The organism is Streptomyces sp. NPDC027672 (assembly GCF_055566335.1).
The window spans coordinates 192,933-211,592 of the sequence record NZ_JBVHSO010000002.1; the positions used below are offsets into that span (position 1 = coordinate 192,933).

The 18,660-nt window shown below is 74.7% G+C and carries 14 protein-coding genes; 5 read left to right on the forward strand and 9 right to left on the reverse strand.

All coding sequences use genetic code 11. The features are described 5' to 3' along the window. Nucleotides 1-22 precede the first annotated feature (22 nt). Together ACZ4SV_RS05380 and ACZ4SV_RS05385 are read right to left on the reverse strand one after the other, a co-directional pair. Nucleotides 23-2,386 (reverse strand): glycoside hydrolase family 65 protein, encoded by a 2,364-nt coding sequence (locus tag ACZ4SV_RS05380; RefSeq protein ID WP_468001595.1) that lies wholly within the window; start codon nt 2,384-2,386, stop codon nt 23-25. Next, entirely contained in the window at nt 2,383-3,120 is a 738-nt protein-coding gene (locus ACZ4SV_RS05385) for an HAD family hydrolase (RefSeq protein ID WP_468001597.1), read from the reverse strand. The genes ACZ4SV_RS05380 and ACZ4SV_RS05385 overlap by 4 nt, the downstream gene beginning before the upstream one ends. Nucleotides 3,121-3,205: 85 nt before the next feature. Here ACZ4SV_RS05385 and ACZ4SV_RS05390 point away from each other — a divergent pair, with 85 nt between their 5' ends. From ACZ4SV_RS05390 to ACZ4SV_RS05410, 5 genes are all read left to right on the forward strand, one after another. Further along, nucleotides 3,206-3,856, forward strand: a complete 651-nt coding sequence (locus ACZ4SV_RS05390; protein WP_468001599.1) for a nucleoside/nucleotide kinase family protein — start codon at nt 3,206-3,208, stop codon at nt 3,854-3,856. A 296-nt stretch (nt 3,857-4,152) separates the two neighbouring features. Beyond that, nucleotides 4,153-5,901, forward strand: coding sequence for a phospholipid carrier-dependent glycosyltransferase (locus tag ACZ4SV_RS05395; RefSeq protein ID WP_468002473.1), 1,749 nt, complete (start codon nt 4,153-4,155; stop codon nt 5,899-5,901). 78 nt (nt 5,902-5,979) lie between these two features. Next, nucleotides 5,980-6,900: a MurR/RpiR family transcriptional regulator gene (locus ACZ4SV_RS05400; protein WP_365883108.1), complete on the forward strand. Its 921-nt coding sequence runs from the start codon at nt 5,980-5,982 to the stop codon at nt 6,898-6,900. Between the two features lie 384 nt (nt 6,901-7,284). After that, nucleotides 7,285-7,665 carry a hypothetical protein gene (locus ACZ4SV_RS05405; RefSeq protein ID WP_365877505.1) on the forward strand — a complete coding sequence of 127 codons (381 nt, stop codon included), beginning with the start codon at nt 7,285-7,287 and terminating at the stop codon, nt 7,663-7,665. Nucleotides 7,666-7,871: 206 nt separating this feature from the next. Then, entirely contained in the window at nt 7,872-10,280 is a 2,409-nt protein-coding gene (locus tag ACZ4SV_RS05410) for a SpoIIE family protein phosphatase (protein WP_468001602.1), read from the forward strand. A gap of 139 nt (nt 10,281-10,419) precedes the next feature. On the opposite strand, the gene ACZ4SV_RS05415 is transcribed toward ACZ4SV_RS05410, so the two are convergent. The 7 genes from ACZ4SV_RS05415 to ACZ4SV_RS05445 all read right to left on the reverse strand — a co-directional run bounded on the left by ACZ4SV_RS05415 (nt 10,420) and on the right by ACZ4SV_RS05445 (nt 17,703). Beyond that, on the reverse strand, nt 10,420-11,553 hold the full coding sequence (locus ACZ4SV_RS05415) for a GNAT family N-acetyltransferase (protein ID WP_468001604.1): 1,134 nt from the start codon (nt 11,551-11,553) through the stop codon (nt 10,420-10,422). Next, nucleotides 11,550-12,824, reverse strand: a complete 1,275-nt coding sequence (locus ACZ4SV_RS05420; RefSeq protein ID WP_365877498.1) for an ATP-grasp domain-containing protein — start codon at nt 12,822-12,824, stop codon at nt 11,550-11,552. The genes ACZ4SV_RS05415 and ACZ4SV_RS05420 overlap by 4 nt, the downstream gene beginning before the upstream one ends. Further along, nucleotides 12,814-14,100: an MFS transporter gene (locus ACZ4SV_RS05425; protein WP_468001606.1), complete on the reverse strand. Its 1,287-nt coding sequence runs from the start codon at nt 14,098-14,100 to the stop codon at nt 12,814-12,816. The genes ACZ4SV_RS05420 and ACZ4SV_RS05425 overlap by 11 nt, the downstream gene beginning before the upstream one ends. Beyond that, nucleotides 14,100-15,467, reverse strand: coding sequence for a diaminopimelate decarboxylase family protein (locus ACZ4SV_RS05430; RefSeq protein WP_468001608.1), 1,368 nt, complete (start codon nt 15,465-15,467; stop codon nt 14,100-14,102). Before ACZ4SV_RS05430 ends, ACZ4SV_RS05425 begins: the two co-directional genes overlap by 1 nt. After that, nucleotides 15,464-16,285 (reverse strand): class I SAM-dependent methyltransferase, encoded by an 822-nt coding sequence (locus ACZ4SV_RS05435; RefSeq protein WP_468001610.1) that lies wholly within the window; start codon nt 16,283-16,285, stop codon nt 15,464-15,466. Before ACZ4SV_RS05435 ends, ACZ4SV_RS05430 begins: the two co-directional genes overlap by 4 nt. 5 nt (nt 16,286-16,290) lie before the next feature. Continuing rightward, on the reverse strand, nt 16,291-16,980 hold the full coding sequence (locus ACZ4SV_RS05440) for a 2OG-Fe dioxygenase family protein (protein WP_365877490.1): 690 nt from the start codon (nt 16,978-16,980) through the stop codon (nt 16,291-16,293). A gap of 282 nt (nt 16,981-17,262) precedes the next feature. After that, the gene (locus ACZ4SV_RS05445) at nt 17,263-17,703 is read right to left on the reverse strand and encodes a flavin reductase family protein (protein WP_365877503.1); all 441 of its coding nucleotides are present in this window, start codon (nt 17,701-17,703) and stop codon (nt 17,263-17,265) included. Between the last annotated feature and the right edge of the window lie 957 nt (nt 17,704-18,660).

Here is an 18,660-nt window from a genome sequence, read left to right on the forward strand (position 1 = left end):
CCGCCGCGGCGGGCCGGCGCGCTCAGCGCGTGCTGCCTCCGTTCGGGGCGCGGTGGCGTGGCTGGCCGGGGGCCGGGCGGCGGCGCGCCGGTGGTACGGCCCGTACGGCGGGCATGTCCGTGCCGACCGTCAGCGGCTCGCCGTGGTGGCTGAGCGTCAGCGGTTCGCCGTCCAGCAGCGCGTACGTCACCTTGTCCGCGCCGATGTCCACGCGCAGCCGGCGCCCGCGGAACTGGACGTGGAAGGCGAGCCGGCGCAGCCGCTCGGGCAGCCGGGGCGCGAACCGCAGCGTGTCGCCGGCCCGGCGCATGCCGCCGAACCCGGCGACCAGCGCCATCCAGGTGCCGGCCAGCGACGCGATGTGCAGCCCGTCCCGGGTGTTGTGCTCCAGGTCCGCCAGGTCCATCAGCGCGGCCTCGGTGGTGTAGGCGTACGCGAGGTCCAGGTGGCCGGTCTGGGCGGCGATGACGGCCTGGCAGCAGGCGGACAGGGAGGAGTCGCGGACGGTCAGCGGTTCGTAGTAGGCGAAGTTCCGGGCGATCTGCTCCGCGTCGTACTCCTGCTCGAAGTGGTCGTTGCAGGTGTACATGGCCAGTACCAGGTCGGCCTGTTTGACGACCTGTTTGCGGTACAGGTCGAAGTAGGGGAAGTGGAGCAGCAGCGGGTACTGGTCGGCGCGGGTGCCGGCGAAGTCCCAGCGCTGGTAGCGCGTGAACCCGGCGTGCTGTTCGTGGACGCCCAGTTCGGAGTTGTACGGGACGTGCATGGCGTCGGCCGCGTCCCGCCAGGCCGCGCTCTCCTCCTCGTCCACGCCGAGCCGCCGTGCCTCGCCCGGGTGGCGTTCCGCCGCGTCGGCCGCGGCGCGCAGGTTCTGCCGCGCCATCAGGTTGGTGTAGGTGTTGTCGTCGGCGACGGCGCTGTACTCGTCGGGGCCGGTGACGCCGTCGAGGTGGAAGACGCCGTGGCTGTCGTGGTGGCCGAGCGAGCGCCACAGCCGGGCCGTCTCCACCAGCAGTTCCACGCCGGTCTCGCGTTCGAAGGCGGTGTCGCCGGTGGCCTCGACGTACCGGACGACCGCGTCGGCTATGCCGGCGTTCACGTGGAAGGCGGCGGTGCCGGCCGGCCAGTAGGCGGAGCCCTCCGGGCCGGCGATGGTCCGCCAGGGGAACGCGGCGCCCGCGAGACCGAGCTGGGCGGCGCGTTCGCGGGCCTCGTCCAGGGTGCTGTGCCGCCAGCGCAGCGCCTCGGCGACGGCCCGGGGCGCGGTGTGGGTGAGCACGGGCAGCACGAACATCTCGGTGTCCCAGAAGGCGTGCCCGTCGTAGCCGGAGCCGGTCAGGCCCTTGGCCGGGATGGCGCGCCGCTCGGCGCGGGCACCGGCCTGCAGGACGTGGAACAGCGCGAACCGGACGGCCTGCTGGATCTCCTCGTCGCCCTCCACCTCGACGTCGGCACGGGACCAGAAGTCGTCCAGGCGCTCGCGCTGGCCGGCCAGCAGCCCTTCCCAGCCGTCGTGCGCGGCGGCGGCGAGCGCGGCGTCGACCTGGTCGGCCATCGCGGGCAGCGAGCGGGCGCCGGACCAGCCGTGGGCGACCAGCTTCTCCACCCGCAGCGTCTGGCCGGGCTCCAGTACGGAGGTGACGGTGAGCCGGGCCACGTCGATGCCGCTCTCGGCGCGCAGGGTGGTGCGCTCGGGGCCGGTGACGACGTGGTCGGCGGCCACGGCGACCCGCAGGCCGCTGTTCCGGGTGCGGTGGACCAGCCGCAGCCGGCCCTCGGCGGCGAAGCCGTCCTCCTGCTCCAGCGGTGACTTCAGGGCCCGTGCGGCGCGCGGGTCGCCGTCGGACGCGGGCAGGCTCTCGTTGGCGACCAGCTCCGACTGGATCACCACCCGGCTGCGGCTGTCGACGGCCTCCACCTCGTAGGCCACGGCGGCCACCGCACGCTGGGTCAGCGACACCAGCCGGGTGGAGCGCACCCGGACCGTCGAGCCGGCCGGGGAGGTCCACTCGCAGGTCCGCTCCAGCACTCCGCGCCGCAGGTCCAGGACGCGTTCGTGGGCGACGAGCCGGCCGTAGCGCAGGTCGAACGGCTCGTCGTCGACCAGCAGCCGCAGGATCTTGCCGTTGGTGACGTTGATGACGGTCTGCCCGGACTCCGGATAGCCGTAGCCCGCCTCCGCGTACGGCAACGGGTGCACCTCGTGCACGCCGTTGAGGTAACTGCCGGGCAGCCCGTGCGGTTCGCCCTCGTCGAGGTTGCCGCGCCAGCCGACGTGCCCGTTGGACAGGGCGAACACCGACTCGCTCTGGGCGAGGACGTCCAGGTCGAGGGCGGTCTCCCGGACGGCCCACGGCTCGACGGTGTACGACCGGTCGGTGATCACTTCTCGTCTCCCAGCTCGGCGAGGTCCCGTACGACGGTGTCGGCGCCGTGCGCGTACAGCGCGTCGGTCTGGCCCACCCGGTCCACGCCGACGACATAGCCGAAGCCGCCCGCGCGGCCCGCGTCCATGCCGGCCAGCGCGTCCTCGAAGACGGCCGCACCGGACGGCTCGACGCCCAGGTCGCGGGCGGCGGCGAGGAAGGTGTCGGGACGCGGCTTGCCCGGCAGGTTCCGCTCCGCCGCCACGACGCCGTCGATGCGCACGTCGAAGAAGTGCTCGGCGTCCACCGAGCGCAGCACGTCCCGGCAGTTGGCGCTGGAGGAGACGATCGCGGTGCGCAGGCCGGCGGCGCGGACCGCCTCCAGATAGCGCACGGTGCCCTCGTAGACCTCGACGCCGCCGGTGCGGATCTTCTCCAGCAGCAGGTCGTTCTTGCGGTTGCCGAGGCCGTGCACGGTACGGGCGTCCGGCGGGTCGCCGGGGTCGCCCTCGGGCAGGTCGATGCCGCGCGAGGCGAGGAAGGCGCGGACGCCGTCGGCGCGCGGACGGCCGTCCACGTACTCGTCGTAGTCGGCGGCGTCGAACGGCCGTCCCCGTTCGCCGTCGTACTCGCGCAGGAACGCGTCGAACGTCTCCTTCCAGGCCGCCGCGTGCACGACGGCCGTCTTGGTGACGACCCCGTCGAGGTCGAACAGGCAGGCCTGGATGGTGTCGGGGAGACCGAGCTGAGTCATACCGGGGACTCTTCCCCGTCCGGGACGGTCCAGTGGGTGGCGCACACCACATGTTTTCCCGGCGGGTGGTGACACACTCTCCTGTGTGCCGCCCACCTTCGACGATCTCCTCGTACGCGCCCGTTCCCTGACCCGGGACGGCCGGCGCGCCCTGCTCGGCATCGCGGGCAGTCCCGGCGCCGGCAAGACGACGCTCGCCGAGCAGCTGGTGGCCGCCCTGAACGGCGACGGACCGCGGTGGGCCGCGCACGTGCCCATGGACGGGTTCCACCTGGCCGACGCCGAACTGGACCGGCTGGGCCGCCGGGACCGCAAGGGCGCGCCGGACACCTTCGACGCGGCCGGGTACGCGGCGCTGCTGCGGCGGCTGCGCGAGGAGACGGACGGGGTGGTGTACGCGCCGGCGTTCGAACGGGTGCTGGAGCAGCCGCTCGCGGGCGCGATCCCGGTGCCGCCGGAAGCCCGGCTGGTCGTGACCGAGGGCAACTACCTGCTGCTGACCGAGGGTTCCTGGGCGCGGGTGCGGCCGTGCCTGGACGAGGTGTGGTTCTGCGAGACGGCCGAGGACGAGCGGATACGCCGTCTGGTCGCCCGGCACGAGGAGTTCGGCAAGGAGCACGCGGCGGCCGTGGCCTGGGTCGCGGGCACGGACCAGCGCAACGCCGACCTGGTGGCGGCGACCCGGGACCGGGCGGACCTGGTGGTGGAGACGACGGCGATAGGCGCGGAGAGCTGACGGGTCGTCAGCCCTGGGCGGACGTTCCCGGTCATGTTCATCGGGCCGGACCCGGACGGCCGCCCCTTCCGGTCGATGGTGGGCCCCGGTGAACTCCGCGCGGCCGCCGGCCGTATCCGTGGGTACGGCGGAAGGTCCGCCGGTACGACACGTGCGGGGGTGGGGCGGTGCGACAGTGGGGCCGTGACGCGGCGCCCGGGCCCTCGGCGGCTCCCGCGCCGGCCGGCCGTGCCGCGCCGCCGCGCCGGTTGCGGCGGTGGGGGCCGCCGCTGCTGGTCGTCCTGCTGCTGGGGCAGATGGCCGCAGTGCTGGTCACCACGGCCGTCCGGCAGACCCCGACCGTCGACGAGCCGGTGTACGTCGCCACCGCCACCGACTATCTGCGCGCGCACCGGCTGCGCTACAACCCCGAGCATCCGCCGCTCGGCAAGCTGCTGATCGCGGCCGGGGTCGCGGTGGCCGGCCCGCATTACGACCCGGCGTACCACGGCGGTCAGGGACAGGTGGGCCGGCACCTGCTGTACGAGTCGGGCAACGATCCCTGGCGGCTGATGCTGTGGGCGCGGCTGCCGGTGATCGCGCTGACGCTGCTCACCGGACTGGTGGTGTTCGTGTTCGCCCGGGACCTGACGAGTACGGCCGGCGGGCTGACCGCGCTCGCCCTGTACGCGTTCTGCCCGGACGTCGTCGCGCACGGCTCGCTGGCCACACTGGACGCGCCGGCCATCGGGTTCGTGCTGGCGTCGGTCTGGCTGGTGTGGCGGGCCCGGCGCCGGCCCGCCCGGTATCTGCCGCTCGCCGGGGCGGCGCTCGGAGCGGCCGTGGCGACGAAGATGAGCGCGCTGCCGGCGGTTCCGGTGCTGATGGCGCTGGCCGTGGTGTCCGTCGCGGCCGCCCGCCGGTCCGGCCCGGCGGTGGCACCGGACGCCTCCGTCCGCCCGTCCCGCCCGGCGGTGGCACGGCCCGGTCCGGGCGGGGCCCCGGCTCCCCCGGTCCGGCGCCGTGCACGCGTGGCCCGGCTCGCGCTCCGCTCCGCCCGCGCGCGCATCGCCCGCCCCGCGCTCCGTTTCGCCCCCGCGCTCTCCGCCCGCGCGCTCTCCGGCCGGCTCGCCGCATGGCGGCCCGTGGTGGCCGCGCTCGGCGGGGCCTGCGTCGTGGCCGTCGTGGCGGTCGGCATCGTGTGGGCCGCGTATCTGGCCGTGGATCCGCGGCTGCGGTTCGTCCCCGCCGAGCCCGTCCCGGCCGTGCACGGGCCGCGCGCCGGTCTGGTGGAGCTGCTGCCGGTGCCGCCCGCGTACCGGGCCGGGATGCGGGTGCAGTTCGGGCTGGAGCGGCTTCCGTGGCGGGGCTATCTCTTCGGGCACCTGTACACCGGCCCGCGCTGGTACTACCTGCCGGTGGCCCTGCTGGTGAAGACCCCGCTCGGGCTGGCGGCGCTGGGCGCGGCCGGTGCCGTGGCGGCCGCGGTACGGCGCCGGACCCGGCCCGCCGCGCCGTACCTGCTGCTGCCGCCCGCGGTGCTGCTGGCGGCGGCGATGACGGGGGCGCGCAACTTCGGGACCCGGTACGCGCTGTTCGTGCCGGTGTTCCTCGCGGTGGCGGCGGCCTGTGCGTCCGTGCCCGGCCGGCGCTGGGCGGGGCCGCTGGGCGGCGCGCTGGTGCTGTGGGCGGCGGTGAGTTCGGTGCGCGCGTTCCCGTACTACCTGCCGTACGCCAACGAGGCGTTCGGCGGGCCCGCGCGCGCCCACCTGCTGCTCCACGACTCCGGCGTGGACTGGGGGCAGGACCTGGGCCGGCTCGCCGAGCGGCTGCGCGAGCGGTACCCCGGCGAGCGGGTGTGGCTGGTGTACAAGGGCAGCGGGGTGCCGTCGTACTACGGCATCCGCGCCGCCGATCCGCGCAGGGTGGCGCCGGACCGGGTGCACGGACTGCTGGCGGTGTCGGACTCCGCCGTCGCCACGGCGCGCGGCCGGCTCGCCGGGCTGCTCGCGCACAGCCGGCCGGTCGGCGAAGTGGGCCATTCCATCACCCTGTACCGGCGCTGAGCCCGTCGTCTCAACCCCCTGGTCACGGCGGTGGGTGAGCTATGTTGAGTGCTCGTGGCAGACAAAGGAGGCCGACCGGTGCCCTCGCCGCAGCAGGCACGCGCACAGGCATCAGCGATCACGTCGGGCAGGACCGCACCGAAGGCCGAGGCCGCCGCCCCCGCCTCGCGGCTGCGGGAACTGTTCGACGGCCCGCGTCTGTCGCCGGGCCAGCGGCGCATCGCCCAGTACCTGATCGAGCACCTCACCGAGGCCGCGTTCCTGTCGATCACCGAGCTGGCCGACCGGGTCGGCGTCAGCCAGCCCTCCGTCACCCGCTTCGCCGCCGCCGTCGGCTTCAGCGGCTACCCCGCGCTGCGCGAGACGCTCCAGTCGATCGCGCTGAGCAGCCTGGCGGGCGGGCCCGGCGAGGAGAACCGGGCCAACGAACTCCAGGCGGCCGTCGACGCCGAGATCGAGAACCTGGAGAACCTGCGGCGGGACTTCGCCGATCCCGAGCGGGTCATCCACGTCGGCCGCGAGCTGTCCCGCTCCGCTCCGCTGACCGTGCTCGGGCTGCGCATCTCGGTGTCGCTCGCCGAGTACTTCGGCTACGCCGCCCGCCGCATCCACCCGGACGTACGGCTGGTGACCCGCGGCGGCAGCGTGGCCTACGACGCGCTGTCGCAGGCCCGGGGCGCCGGCGGCACCTGGGTGCTGGCCTTCGCCATGCCCCGGCACTCCCAGGAGACGCTGACCGCGGTCCGGGTGGCGCGCGCCGCGGGCCTGAAGGTGGCCCTGGTGACCGACCTGGCGCTGGGGCCGCTGGCCGACGAGGCCGACGTCACCTTCGCCACGGGCACCGGGTCGCGGCTGGTCTTCGACTCCTACGCGGCGCCCGGGGTGCTGGCCGCCGCGCTGCTCCAGGCCATGACCGACGCCGATCCGGAGCGCACCCAGGCGCGACTGGAGACGTACGAGCAGTTGTCGGAGCAGCATCAGTTCTTCCTCAAGGACTGAGCCTCTTTCGCAAGAACTGAGTCTCTGCCGCGTCGGGCCGGACGGGGGCCGGTGCGGTGGCCGGTCCTTCCGCCGGTACCGGTGCATCCGTGAAGATCTTGCGGTCGTCCACCCCCTGGACGGGGATCATTCACCGCATATCGCGCATGAATGTTTTCATGCGTCTTGAAAACGGGTCGGCATATATAAATACTGCTCCGCGGACTCACCGCACGGACACCCCCAGCCGCCGCCCCACCCGCGGCGGCGCCCGGGGTGGACGAGGGGCGCGTCGTCTGCGCGACGCGCCCGTGGCGGCCCCGGTCATCCCCTAGGCCGGGGCCGCCCCGAACCCGTCGGCCGCCGCACCGCCGACCGCCCGCACGCCGCCGCCCACCGGAAGCGATGATCATGCCCCTGACCAGCACGCGCATCAGCCCCGACTGGCCCTGTCAGGTCAAGACGCCGGGCAGCTACGACTGGGAGCGCTCGGCGGCCAAGTGGCTGCGCGAGCTGATCCCCGCGCGCTACGCCAGCTATCCGGCGCTCATCCGGCACCCGGTCCTGCTCGCCCGGCACGCGCAGCTCCAGGTGCAGCAGGAGATCCGGGTCGCGCGGACCGCCCTGCAGACCGCGCGGGCCGAACTGCCGGTGCTCGGCCTGCCCGAGTCGGTGATCGAGCACACGATCAAGCTCTACGCCGCCGAGATCCTCCAGCTCCAGCACATCGCGCGCAGCGTCCGCGCCGTCAGCGAGGCCCTGGCCGGCCGCGGCACGGGCCGCTGACCCTCCCCCAGCCCCCCGCACCGGACGCACCCCGGCAGCGGACGGGTCCGAGCGTCCGCGTGTCCGCCGGTCCGGCCCCGCCGGGAGCGGTCGCCGCGGCGCGCGCGGCGACCCCGCGGCCGCCCCGCCTCCCCGTGTGAAGGTGGCATAAACCTTGACCTGGCATACGAGTGATCGAGCGGGCCGGCGTATGCCATGCTCGTCGCGTGACGAGCGAGCCCCTGCCTCCGGTGGACCGCGCCACCAGCGACGAGCTGGCGGCACTGGCCAAGGTCGTGGCCCGGCAGCGCGCCGAGCTGGAACGGCTGCGGGACGTGGCGGCCTCCTCGGCACTGCTGGAACGGGCCAAGGGTGTGCTGATGGCCGTCACGGGCTGTACGCCGGACGCCGCTCACCGGGATCTGGTCCGGCGTGCCGAGGACGGCAACCGCACCCTTCTCGAACAGTGCTGGCTCACGCTGGGCGCGCTGCCGCCCGGAGAGCGGCCCGCCGCCCCGCCGGAACCGCCCGCCGCCGGCTCCTGGGGGCGCGGGCCCGCCGGCACCGGTGAGCCGGCGGCGGTGCTCGCCCGCCTCGGCCGCGACCTGGTCCGGGTCGGCTCGCCGCACGAACTGGCCGGCTGCCTGCTGGACCACCTGGCGGCCGAGACGGACGCCGACGCGGTGATGCTCTACGAGCGGCTGCCCGAGGGCGGCCTCGGCCTGATCGGGCACGCGGGCGTCGATCCCACCCTCGCCGCCCAGTGGCGCCAGATCCCGCCGGTGGCCGGTGTGCCCGCGCTGGAGGCGCTGCGCGCCGGAGAGCCGTACTGGCTGGAGGACCACGAGCGGGACAGCGCCCGCCATCTGCTCATCGGCACCCCTCCGCAGCGCTGGCTCACCCGGGCCTGGCTGCCGGTGTCCGCCGGCGACACCGCGCGCGTCGCCCTCGGTGTGCTGCGCCGGCGCGACGCGCGGTTCACCCCCCGTGAGCGGGAGCTGCTGCGGGCCGTGGCCCGGCTGTGCGCGGGCCGGCTGCGGGCCTTCGACGCGTCCCGGGACGACGCGGCCGAGGACACCTCGCGGACCGTGCAGTCGGTCTTCGACGCGCTGCCGGGCGCGGTGCTCCTGCTGGTCCCGCTGCGCGCCGCGGCCGGCGAGGTGGAGGACTACCGCATCGTCGCCGCCACCCCGGACGCGGTCGACGTGTTCGGCCGGACCGGGCGGGACATGATCGGCCGGCACATCCTGGAGAGCTATCCGTCGGTCGCGGGCGAACCGCTGTGGCAGGGGTACCTGCGCGCGCTGCGCACCGGAGTGCCGTTCGAGAGCGAGCCGTTCGCCTACCAGGACGTGATCGGCGAGCTGCCCGTGACCGCCACCTACACGGTACGGGCGGCTCCGCTGGGCGAGGGCCTGGTGGTGTCCTGGCTGCGGCACGACCCGGCGGAGCGGCAGGAGCAGCGCCTGGCCGACGTGCAGCGGCTGGGCAACCTCGGCTGGGCGAACTGGAACCTCGTCACCCAGGAGATCTCCTGGGCGGAGCAGACGTACGCCGTACTGGGGCTGCGGGAGGACGAGCGGCCGGTCCGGCTGGAGCGGCTGCCCGACCTGGCCGTGGCGGAGGACACCGGGCCGCTCGCGCACGCGATCGCCGGGCTCGTCACCCACGGCCGCTCCTTCGACGTGCCGTTCCGGACCGAGACGTCCGAGGGCGTCCGGCATCTGCGGATGGTCGCGGAGGCGGTCATGGCGTCCGACGGCACCCCGGTCGAGGTGCACGGTTTCGTCCAGGACCTCACCGCGCAGCGCAGCGCGGAACTCGCGCTGGTGGAGAGCGAACGCGCGATGCTGCTCCAGCGCGGCATCCTCCAGGCCGAGCGCGCCCTCGCGGCCCGGCTCCAGCACGCCCTGCTGCCGCAGCCCGGCAAGCCGGTGCGGCTGGCCGGGCTGCGCGTCGAGGTGGCCTATCTGCCCGCGCAGGCCGGCATCCACGTCGGCGGCGACTGGTTCAGCGCGATCGAACTGCCCGACTGCGACGCGCTGTTCGTGGTCGGCGACGTGGCCGGCCACGGCCTGGACGCCGTGGCCACCATGGCCCAGCTCAGGTTCACCGCCAAGGGCATGGTGAGCACCGGTTCCTCGCTCACCGGGGCGCTGGCGCGGCTCAACCAGTTGCTGCTGCACTCCCGCGACAGCCAGACCACCGCCACCATGGTCCTGGCCCGCTACGACCCCGGCCGCCAGGTCCTGGCCTGGGCCCAGGCCGGGCATCTGCCGCCGCTGCTGGTGCGCCGCGGCGAGGCGCGCTTCCTCGACCGTCCCGGCGGCATACTCCTCGGCGCGACGGGCGCCCCCGTCTACGAGTCGCTCGAACTGCGGCTGGAACCCGGTGACCGGCTGCTGCTGTACACCGACGGCCTGGTGGAGCGTCCCGGCGAGGGACTCGACGCGGGCTTCGACCGGCTGGCGGAGGCGGTGCGCGGCCACGGCAGCGGCGAGTCCGGCTCGCTGGACGCCCTGCTCGCCGCCATGCTCGCCGCCGAACGGCGGGACGACGTGTGCGTGCTGGACATCCGGCTGCCGCTGGAGGCAGTACAGGAGGCGGTGGCGACCCCGCAGGAGGCGGACGGCTAGGGAGCCGCGGCCGCTTCCGCGTGCCGTCCGGTGCCCGCGTGCCCGCGGGGAGCACGCGGGCACCGCGCGCGGCGGCCGGGCACATCGGGTGGTACGCCGTTCAGGCGACGGACCGGAAAAGGCCCGGCCCGTCGAGCCGTCAGACGACCAGCTCGGCCAGCCGTCGCGTGAGGTCCTCCCGGCGTGCCTTGACGTAGGCGAACTGCCGTACCGGGGTGCAGCCCCGGGACAGCTTCACCGCGTCCGAGCCGGTGGAGTAGTGGATGTGCGTCAGGCCCTCGGCCATGGCCAGCCGCAGCAGTTCGTAATAGACGAGACCGAAGTACAGCGGCAGCCGCCCCTTCGCCGCGTAGTCGAAGCCGCCCTGGCGGGCGTACAGCTGCCCGCCGTGGGTGAAGGTCAGCACGAAACCGGCCAGCTCACCGTCCAGGTGGGCGGTGGTGACCCGGGCCGCCGCACCGGCGTGGGCGGCCACGCTGCGCAGGACCGCGAGGAAGGCCGCCGCGTCCGCGGGCGTCCCGTGTTTCGCGTACAGGGCCGTCTCCAACGGAGCGATCCGCTCGATGAGTTCCCCGGTGAGCGGCTGGGTCCGGTAGGTGACGCCCGCCTCCGCCAGCACCCGGACCTCCTTGCGGATCTTCACCCGGTGCCGCGACGGGAACCGGGCGAGGTACGTGCCGAAGTCCCCGTCGGCCGGCACGTCCAGGGAGTAGGCCGTCTGCCCGGGCAGGACGGTGTACCGCCTGGACTCCAGCACCCGGCGCAGCAGGGTGTCGTCCTCGTCGACGTACAGGAACGACACCGCCTCCAGGCCGGCCCGCCACGCCTCGTCCTCCGCCGTCGCGACGAGCCGGCTGACCGCCGCGTGCTGCTCCTCGGGCGGCAGGCCGGCCCGCACCCCGGCCTTGGTGTGCGAGGGGTTGCGGCCGCCGCAGGCCAGCGCGGGCATGAGCGCGCCGGGCCAGTCGGCGGTCTGCCCGGTCAGCCGCTCGTGGATCGAGGCGACGACCCGTCCGGGGGCGCAGAAGACGTACGGGGTGTCCGCCTCCAGCGGGTAGGCGGGCAGAGCCGCCGACGGCTCGCCGTCCCGCAGGGCCGTGAAGTAGTACGGAGGGGTGGCCGCGGTCGCCTGCGCGTGCCGGAGCCACGGGGACGTCGCGTAGAAGCCCCGCGGTCCGAACAGCGCGTCCCAGTGTTCCGTGCCGACGTCCGCCAGGTCCCGGTGCACGGCCACGTCCCACGCGGCGGTGCCCTCGGCCGGGGCGGCTGTCACTGCTCGTCCTCGTCGGCGGCGAAGACCGGGGCGAGCTGGCCGAGCGCGGACTCGGCGCGGCGGACCGCGTCGCCGGTGGTGTCGCCCACGGCGACGACGTACCCGAGCAGGTCCAGGTTGCTCTCGGCGGGCCGCACCCGGTCCCCGGGGCGGACCTCCAGGTCCACGTCCGCCACACCCGGGACGCGCCGTGCCAGGTCCACGCCCTCGACGCGGGCGAGGATGCCGGTGCGGTGCGCGGCCAGATAGCGGGAGGCGGCGGCGCGGTCGCGCGTGCGGGTGAGGTCGGCGGTCTGCCCGGCGTGCAGCCGGACGACCTCCCGCTGCAGGTAGACGCCCGTCGCCTCGCGTATCAGCTGGGTGATCTCGGCGCCGGGCATGCGCCCGTTGACCTCCACGATCCGCGGTCCCTCGGCGGTCACCTTCACCTCGGCGTGGGCGGCCCCGAAGTCGTGGCCGACCGCGTCCAGGGCGCGCCGGGCCAGGTCGGCGCAGCTCCGGCGGACCGGTTCGGACAGCATCGAGGGGAAGGTGTCGCCCATCTCCACGAAGTGGGGATGGGGGCCGAGTGCCTTGTCGGTGACGCCGAGGATGTGCCGTTCGCCGTCCACGAGGACCGACTCCACGCTGACCTCGAAGCCGATCAGGTACTCCTCGACCAGGACGCCGGGACGGCGCGGCTGGCCGCGGAAGTCGGTGGGGCTCGCGGTCAGGTCGCGGTAGGCCGCGACCACCTCGGCGGGGGTGCGGCACAGGGTGACCCCGATGCTCGCGGACTCCGTCATCGGCTTGACCACGCACGGGTAGCCGAAGCGGTCGGCCGCGGCCAGCGCGTCGGCCTCTCCGGTGGCCTGGTGGTAGTCCGGCACCGCGACACCGGCCGCCCGGCATGCGTCGCGCATCAGCAGCTTGTCCCGGCAGTTCCGGGCCGCCTCGGGGGACAGTCCGGGCAGACCGAAGCGGGCGGCGACCTCGGCGACGATCGGGATGTTGTAGTCGGTGACGGTCATCACCCCGCGCAGCCGGCCCGCGGCGTGGAACGGGGCGAGCGCGGCGACGACCGCGTCGACGGAGTTGGTGTCCGTGGTGACGACCTCGTCGAGGTGCTTGGCGTACACCTCCTCGGCCAGGCTGACCACGCGGTAGCGGTCCGGGTCGTTGCTCACCAGGACGGTGTGGAAGCCCAGTTCGTGGGCGGCCCGCAGCGGGGTCAGGCCGAAGTTCGACAACTGGCTCTCGACGACGGCGAGGACACCGGGTTCAGTGCTCATGGCTGTGCCTTTCGGATTCGGGCGTCGCGCATCGGACGCGGTCTTCTTCGCGGGCCGCGGCGACGGCCTCGGCGATCGGCCGCCGGGCCGCCAGGGTGAGGAGCAGGGCGGCACAGGTGCACGCGGCGGGCAGGCCGAGGGCCGTGACCGGGCCGGCGCTGTCGGCGACCGCACCGGTGAGCGCGGAGCCCAGCGCGCCGCCCACGGCGATGAAACTGCCCACGCCGGCGAACGCCTCCGTCATCCGGTGCCGCGCCGTCAGGTCGCCGATGAGCTGGAACTCCTCGGCGCCGGTGGGGGCCATGGGCAGCCCGCTCAGCGCCAGCAGCGCGCCCAGCAGGAGGAGCGTCCAGACCGTGGGCAGGCCCGCGCGGTGGGCCAGGGCCGCCGACGGCAGCACGGCCAGCGCGAGGGTCAGGACCACCAGGAGCCGTACGTACCGGCGGAAGGTGCTGCCGCCACGGGTCCGGGCGCCGTAGAGCAGACCGCCCACGACGCTGCCCGCGGACTGCAGGGCGACCAGCGATCCGGCCAGTTCGGGGGCGGACCCCTGAGCGCGCAGCATCGCCGTGACGGCCACCGCCAGTGCGCTGGACAGGGCCGCGGTGAGGGCGATCGCGGCGAGCACCGACAGCGCGGCGGCACCGCGCCGGGTGCCGCGGGCCGCCGGGCGGCGGGGCACGGGCGCGCGGCGGCGCACGATGCCCGCCTCCCCGTAGCCCACCGCTCCCGCCGCGAGCAGCACGGCGGTGACCGGCAGCGCGGTGCGGGCCCCGAGGAGCCAGCCGAGCGCGCTGACCACCGACGGGCCCAGCACGAACAGCAGTTCGCTGAGGGTCGACTCGAACGCGTAGGCCCGCTTGCGCAGGTTCTCGTCGTCGGTGAGGTCCTGCCACATCGCCCGCGCCGACGCACCCACCGGAGCCGTGACCAGGCCCGCGCAGCAGGCCACGGCGAACAGGACGCCGGTGGGCGCGCGGGACGCCCCGAGCGCGGCGGCGACCAGCAGCCCGCCGGCCACCGGCCCGGTGATCCGCAGCACGGGTGCCGGCCCGCGCCGGTCCATCAGCCGGCCGATGAACGGCCCGCCCACGGCGCTGCCGAGGGCGTACACCGCTCCGGCACCGCCCGCCACCGCCACGGAGCGGTCCGACTGGACCAGGGCCAGCAGCAGGGCGAGCGGCACCATCGTGCCGGCCAGGCGCGCGAGCGCGGCGGGCACCGCCGCCGCACTCGCGCCGGGGAGCCTCAGCAGCTCGGCGTAACTCCTGAACATCACGACGACTCGGACGGCCGGGCGCCCGGGTCGGCCAGCCGGAACACGTCGGCTCCCGTCTCCGCCCGCCAGACCAGTTCCTCCTGGTCGCCGTCGAGCGCGACCACGGCGGACCTGGTCCGGATGAAGTTGTTGCTCCGGCCGAGCGAGTAGGCGCCCGTGTCGTGCAGGCACAGCAGGTCGCCAACCCGTATGTCCTCGGGCAGGTCGACGGAGGCGGCGTGGATGTCGTTCTCGTAGCACAACGGTCCGGCCACCGACCACGCGGCGGTCGTCGGCGCGTAGGCACGGCCGAGCGGCACCAGACGGTGCACCTCGCCGCTGCCCGTCCAGGGGGCGACGTTGTTGCCGCCGTCCAGGATCAGCCAGCGGGCGTCCGGCAGTTCCTTGCGCGACATCACCCGCGTCACCAGGGCCATCGCATCGGAGACCAGCCAGCGCCCCGGCTCGCAGGCCAGGTCGACGTCGGCCAGGCCCGCCTCCCGCAGCCGCTTGTCCACGTCGGCCAGCAGCGCGGGCACGTCCAGGACCGGCTCCGGGTCCGGCGGCGGGGTGCCGCCCTGCTGACCCCACAGCGCCGTGAGCGGGCCGGTGCGGGGGCGGCGGATGCCCGGGACGCCGAAGCCGCCGCCGATGTTGACCTCGCGCAGCCCGACCGTGCGGTGCAGAGCCGCGGCCTCCCGCAGGATCGGCTCCAGCGCAGCCACCAGCAGCTCCTGGTGCACGATCTGGCTGCTGAGGTGGGCGTGCACCGCGGTCAGCGACAGGTGCGGGCAGGCCGTGATCCGCTCGATGAGACCGGCGAGCTGCGCGGACCCGGCCGGCCAGCCGAAGCGGTTGCGGCGGGCCGCCCGTTCGGCCAGTGCCCGGTACGACGGGTCCGGCGACGTCGACAGCGGCAGCCCCGGGGAGATCCGGATGCCGACCTCGATCCTCCGCCCGGCGGCCGCGGCCAGCCGCTCCAGCGTCTCGATCTCCTGCTCGCCGTCGATGTTGACCCGCACTCCGTGCCGTACGGCCGTCGCCAGCTCTTCCTCGGTCTTCACCGGGCCGTTGAACACGATGGCCTCCGGCGGGAATCCGGCGGCCAGCGCGGCGGCCAGCTCGTAGCCGGAGACCACGTCGGCGCCCATGCCGTGACCGGCGAGCCGCCGGCACAGATAGGGCAGGTAGTTGGTCTTCACCGAGTAGTAGACCCGCGTGGGCCTACTCAACGAGTCCAGTGCCGCGAGCAGTTCGCGGGCCGCGCGGTCGAGCCGCCCGGCGTCCAGCACCTGCACCGGTGTGCCGTGCCGGCCCGCGATGTCGACCAGCCGGTCGTAGTCCCAGTCCGCGGCGGTCCGGGGGTCCTGTGCGAGGCGGCTCACGACGCGGCCTCCGTCCCGGCCGCGGCGTGCCGCGAGGTCCCCGTCAGCAGCCGGAACCCGGCGTCGATGTGGTCGCGCTCCAGCAGGTCGGCGTAACGGCGGTGCCACGCACCCGAGTCGAGGTCGGCGCGCAGCCGGGCCACGCCGCGCTCGACGGCCGCCGGATCGGTCAGCGCGAACGCCGAGCAGGCCCGCCGGACGGCCGGCTCCAGGTAGGCCGCCGGCCGGCGCCAGAAGGCGGTCATGAAACCGTCCGTGAAGTCGTGCCAGACGGGCAGTTCGGCGACCTCGCAGGGTCCGAGCAGCGTGGTGATCCGCTCCAGCGACGGGACCCGGGACCGCTCGGCGTCGGCGATCTCCGGTACGTAGTCCCGGGTGAACCAGTAGTCGGCCTGGACGTCCATGTCGTAGGTGACGACGGCGAACCGGTCGGCCACGCGGAGGAGTTCCGCGATCCCGGCCTCCAGGTCCGACCAGTGGTGGACGGTCAGCACGGCCATGGCCGCGTCGAAGGTCCGGTCGTCGAAGGGCAGGTCCTCGGCGCGGCCCGCCAAGCAGGGGGCGCTGCCCGCGGCCCGCTGGGCGCGCATCTCCAGTGAGGGTTCGACGGCGATCACCTGGAGGCCCTCCGGCTCGTACGCGCCTGAACCGGCTCCCAGGTTCAGGACCGTACGCGCGTCTCCCAGGGACTCGCGGATCAGCGCGGCCCAGCGCGGGTCGGGGCGGCGGACGGTGGAGTAGCCTACGCCGATGCGGTCATAGACGGCGGCCGTGCCCGAGTCGGCGGCGGGCAGGCTGTCGAGAACGGTGTGGGTCACGGGGCTCACGCCTCACTGTTGCTGGCGAGGACCTCGGCCTCGTACTCCTCGCCGTAGCGCCGGTGCTCCCACGGGTTCACCGCGACCAGCCACACGTCGCGGTGGCCGCCCTCCTCGCTGAGGTGCTCGATGTCGGTCACGTGATGGAACATCGACCGGTCGTCGAAACAGATCGCCTGGCCGTCCTGGAGGGTGGTGGTGAAGAACGGCTCACCACCGCCGAGCGGCATCAACTGCGTTTCGCCACCGGATATGTTGTGCCGCCGGGTCACGGCGACGATGCCGTAGTGGTGGCCGTCGCGGTGCGGGCCCTCGGGCGCCGCCACTCCCTCCACCTCCGGGGTGGACACGACCCGGCACTGGTGCACGTTCAGCTGCCAGACGGTGCCCTTGTCCAGGTCCAGGGCCTCGGCTCCGGCCGCGATCAGCGGCGTGGGGTCCGTCGTCAGCGGTTCCAGGGTGCGCAGCCGGCCGCCGACCAGGTCGTTGTACTGGCGGGGCTGGGCGAAGTGACGGTGCGGCAGGAGTTCCAGCTTCCACTCGCCGTCGTGGACCAGCCGGAACTGCGAGAAGCGGCGGTAGCGCTGTTCCGAGCCGGTGTACGGGTCGAGCGGGAGGTTCTCGAACTGGGAGAGGGTGTACTCGTCCAGTTCCGGTGTATCGATGATCGCGAAGCCCTGTGCGTTCAAAGCCATGCCTGACTCTCTCCTTCGCGCTCCGGGACCCCGTGCCACAAGCCCCCGAGCTGCACGGATCAGTGATTGCGAAGGACGCTAGCCAGGTGCGGACCGAAGGTAAATGATCTTGCTGGTCGAGCAGCCCCCTCCCCTCTTCGACAAAATGGCGGGTTGACCGGGGATGGCGCGTATGAAAACGGCAGGTGACGCCGAACCCTCTGGCTGATTACGGCATTTGACGGTATGTCGGATGTGAGATGAGTGGTGCCGGGGCCGAGGAGACCGGACCCGGCCGGCCGCTCAGTCCGCCGGGTGGCCCGCCTCGATGGTGGCGGCGGCGGAGAGCCGCAGCAGCGGTCCGTCCCGGCCCTCGCCCCACTCGACCGGGTCGAGCACATGGCCGACGTGGTCGCCGCCGTCGACGCGGTCCAGGACGGTGCCGACGAACCAGGCCGCCACGCCGTCCAGCACGGCGGCGCCGGCGTGTCCCTCCCGCCAGCCGGTCCGCGCGAACTTGTCGGTCTCGTCGCCGGTCTCGCCGCCGAAGAGTTCCGCGAGGTCCCGCTGGTCGCGGGTGAGCAGATGGACGGTGAGGTGCTGCGCGGCCCCGGCGACCCGGTAGGTGCGGTTGGCCTTGGACAGCCAGACGACGAACCGGGGCGGCCGGATGGAGCACTGGGAGGCGAAGCCGACCAGACAGCCGGCGCGCTCGCCGCCCGCCACGGCGGTGACCACGCACATGTCCGGGTCCAGCCGGTCGAAGAAGCCGTCCAGATCGGGGTCCGGGCGCTCGGAAGGACCGTCCGCGTCCGGCTCGTGCCCCGCGCCGTCCACGGCACCGCCCTCCGTACCGTCTGTGTGCCGTGTGCCGCTCTGCTCCGTCATGCGGTCCGCTCCCGTCCGCCGCCGCCCGGCCCACGCCGGCCGGTGTACTGTCCGTCCCGCTTCGGTGTGCCCCGCCTTCCGCCCGCGAATCGTCCCCGGGACGGTCACGGCAGTGCCGTCCGCGTCGGTCCCGCCCGCCAAGGCGGCACCGGACCCCTGCCCGCTCCCGCGCCCGGCGGTCCGACCGGCACGGCGGAAGCCGGCCAGCGGATCACCCTCCGGCCCGGCCGAGCGGGCGCCGCCGGGACGGTCACGGCGGCGCCGACCGCGCCGAACACCCCCGCCAAGGCGGCACCGGACCCCTGCCCGCTCCCGCGCCCGGCGGTCCGACCGGCACGGCGGAAGCCAGCAGGCGGATCACCCTCCGGCCCGGCCGAGCGGGCGCCGCCGGGACGATCACGGCAGCGCCGACCGCGCCGAACACCCCCGCCAAGGCGACACCGGGCCCCGCTCGCTCCCGCGCCCGGCGTCCGACGGCCACGGCTGAGATCGACCGCGGATCACGACCCGGCCCGGCCGAGCGGGCGCCGCCGGGACGATCACAGCGGCACTGTCCACGTCGGGCCCGCCCACGCGACACCGAGCTCCCGCCGCTCCCGCGTCCCGCGTCCGGCGTCCGACGGGCACGGCTGAGGCCGACCGCGGATCACGGCCCCGCCCGGCCGAGCGGACGCCGCCGGGACGATCACGGCAGTGCCGGCCGCGTCAGTCATCCCCGCCCCGGCCGCACCGAACCCGCGCCGGCCCCCGCGTCCGGCCGTCCGACCGGCACGGCGGAAGCCGGCCGGCGGATCACGGGCCGGCCGGGCCGAG

Excerpts from the sequence above, each read along its gene's own strand:
- ACZ4SV_RS05445 (WP_365877503.1), bottom strand. The coding sequence starts at position 17,703 with ATGTGCGTGGTCACCGCCGTGGCGGGCGGCGAGCGCGCCGGCTGTCTG.
- ACZ4SV_RS05440 (WP_365877490.1), bottom strand. The coding sequence starts at position 16,980 with ATGGCTTTGAACGCACAGGGCTTCGCGATCATCGATACACCGGAACTG.
- ACZ4SV_RS05395 (WP_468002473.1), top strand. The coding sequence starts at position 4,153 with ATGGCCGCAGTGCTGGTCACCACGGCCGTCCGGCAGACCCCGACCGTC.
- ACZ4SV_RS05420 (WP_365877498.1), bottom strand. The coding sequence starts at position 12,824 with ATGAGCACTGAACCCGGTGTCCTCGCCGTCGTCGAGAGCCAGTTGTCG.
- ACZ4SV_RS05425 (WP_468001606.1), bottom strand. The coding sequence starts at position 14,100 with ATGTTCAGGAGTTACGCCGAGCTGCTGAGGCTCCCCGGCGCGAGTGCG.
- ACZ4SV_RS05385 (WP_468001597.1), bottom strand. The coding sequence starts at position 3,120 with ATGACTCAGCTCGGTCTCCCCGACACCATCCAGGCCTGCCTGTTCGAC.
- ACZ4SV_RS05405 (WP_365877505.1), top strand. The coding sequence starts at position 7,285 with ATGATCATGCCCCTGACCAGCACGCGCATCAGCCCCGACTGGCCCTGT.